The 1106-nt window shown below is 46.8% G+C and carries 1 protein-coding gene; it reads left to right on the top strand.

The features are described 5' to 3' along the window. Window positions 1-1088 (top strand): IS3 family transposase gene (locus BAZ21_RS27445; protein ID WP_141695053.1). Its coding sequence is split into 2 segments (ribosomal slippage), with 1089 coding nucleotides annotated over them: window positions 1-217 and window positions 217-1088; the frame shifts between segments, so codons are not numbered across the junction. This gene is flagged as partial in the annotation. Between the last annotated feature and the right edge of the window lie 18 nt (window positions 1089-1106).

The following is a 1106-nucleotide window of genomic DNA, read 5'->3' as shown; positions in this document are numbered from 1 at the left end:
GAGTTCAAGAAACAAATGATTCAACTATACGAGAACGGAAAGTCCAGAGCGGATATTGTGGGGGAATATGGGCTCACCGCCTCGGCTCTGGACCGTTGGATCAAACAAGCACAAACGACGGGCTCATTCTCCGAGAAAGACAATCGCTCTCCAGAAGAAAATGAGCTGATCGCCTTACGGAAAGAAAACCAGCGCCTCAAAATGGAGAACGATATTTTAAAGCAAGCCGCGCTGATCATGGGACGAAAGTAGCTATCATCCAGAATAACCGTGATAAATACTCGGTATCAGCAATGTGTGACGTCCTGCAAATCGCAAGAAGCACGTTTTACTACGAAGCCAAAGAAGAGTCGAAGGAAGACGACGTGACCACAGCCATTGTGGACATTTTCCACAGAAATCGAAAAGCTTATGGCACCCGAAAGATCAAAGCCAAGCTCCACGAACGCGGGCTGGTCGTTTCCAGACGTCGAATTGGTCGAATCATGAAAGAACAGGGACTCGTTTCAACATACACGGTGGCGCAATTTAAGCCCCATAAAGCCGCTTGTAACGAAGCTGCTATCGCCAATACACTGAACCGCGAGTTCAGCCAAACGGAAGCCAAACGCTTCGTGGTCAGTGATCTAACCTATGTGAAAGTCCGGAACCAGTGGCACTATATTTGCGTGCTGGTCGATCTGTTCAATCGAGAAATCATCGGCCATAGTGCAGGTCCCCATAAGGACGCTGCACTGGTTTCTCGCGCCTTTGCGACGGTGAAAGGTGATCTGCGTCAGATTCAGTGGTTTCACACAGACCGAGGAAGTGAGTTCAAAAATCAGAAAATGGATGAGATATTGAACACCTTCAACATTGGCCGATCACTCAGTATGAAAGGCTGTCCTCACGACAATGCCGTGGCGGAGGCCACCTTTAAAGTCATGAAAACGGAGTTCGTCAACCAGATGAACTTCCAGAGCCTTCGTCATCTGGAACTGGAGCTTTTTGACTATGTAAATTGGTATAACAAGCATCGAATTCATGGAACACTGGGGTACATGACTCCAATTCACTATCGAAAATTAGCCCTTAAAAAAGTTGTTTGATTTAATGTTGACAATCCA

The organism is Paenibacillus kribbensis (assembly GCF_001705305.1).
GTDB lineage: Bacteria > Bacillota > Bacilli > Paenibacillales > Paenibacillaceae > Paenibacillus > Paenibacillus kribbensis_B.
The sequence above is the reverse complement of the archived record's forward strand: the minus strand, read 5'-3'. Positions and strand labels throughout refer to the sequence as shown.